Source organism: Amphritea opalescens (assembly GCF_003957515.1).
In the GTDB taxonomy this organism is placed as follows: domain Bacteria; phylum Pseudomonadota; class Gammaproteobacteria; order Pseudomonadales; family Balneatricaceae; genus Amphritea; species Amphritea opalescens.
In genome coordinates, this window is record NZ_RQXW01000040.1 from 1 (window position 1) to 1,186 (window position 1,186).

A 1,186-nucleotide genomic window follows, 5' to 3' on the forward strand; every position below is an offset into this window, starting at 1 on the left:
GGTAATCCTCCCGAAAAATAATAGTGCTCAAAAGTAGAATTTTCTCGTAATCTATACGCAGGAGGTTCTGCATGAAAAAGTCACGTTATACCGATAGCCAAATCATGGCGATCCTAAAGCAAGCCGAAGCGGGTACGCCAGTACCCGAACTCTGTCGTGAACACGGAATGAGCTCAGCCTCATTTTATAAGTGGCGCGCGAAATACGGAGGGATGGATGCCTCGTTAATGGCTCGGCTAAAAGAGCTTGAAGATGAAAATCGACGGCTGAAGAAAATGTACGCGGAAGAGAGGCTTAAGGCCGAGATTGTTCAGGAGGCTTTGCAAAAAAAGTGGTAAAGCCGTCTCATCGTAAAGAGATGGCGCAACAGATAGTTGCAGCTAAGGGTGTCAGCATCAGGTTGGCTTGCCTATCGCTGTGCATCAGCGAAACCTGTTATCGCTATCAGCCTAAATTAGCTCCAGAGAATAGCAAAATTGCAGACTGGCTCATTCAGTTGACTGAGAAAGATACAGATTGGGGATTTGGGATGTGCTTTGACTATCTTCGCAACGTTAAAGGCTTTCGTTGGAACCATAAGCGGATTTATCGCATCTACTGTGAGCTGGCTTTGAATCTGAGAATACGGCCCCGCAGACGGCTTAAAAGGCACAAGCCTGAACCATTAAAGCAACCGTTGCGTTCAAACCAAGTATGGTCAATCGACTTCATGCATGATCAATTGTCTGACGGCAGGAAGTACCGCCTATTTAATGTTATTGATGATTATAAGCGCGAAGGCTTAGCGATTGACGCAGGCTTTTCACTACCTTCAATACGCGTTATACGGTCACTTAATCAGTTGATTGAATGGCGCGGTAAACCCTTGGTCATTCGCTGCGATAATGGTCCAGAGTTTATCAGTCATGAATTTACCGACTGGGCACTGAAGAACGGAATACGTATTGAGTACATTCAACCAGGCAACCCACAACAGAATGCGTATATTGAGCGACACAACCGCACAATAAGGTACAGCTGGGTGAGCAAACACCTATTCGAAACACTGGATGAAGTGCAAGACTATGCAACAAGCTGGTTATGGTTTTACAATCATGAGCGACCCCATAAAGCCAACGGTGGTAAACCACCGCTGATGGTCGCTTAACTTCTACTTTTAGCGCCTATTAAAAAGGGGAGGATTACC

1 protein-coding gene is annotated in these 1,186 nt (G+C 45.7%); it reads left to right on the plus strand.

The window, feature by feature from the left end:
- The first annotated feature begins 71 nt into the window (after positions 1-71).
- Positions 72-1,147 (plus strand): IS3 family transposase gene (locus tag EH243_RS18440; RefSeq protein ID WP_126160125.1). Its coding sequence is split into 2 segments (ribosomal slippage): positions 72-321 and positions 321-1,147, totalling 1,077 coding nucleotides; the frame shifts between segments, so codons are not numbered across the junction.
- Positions 1,148-1,186 lie beyond the last annotated feature (39 nt).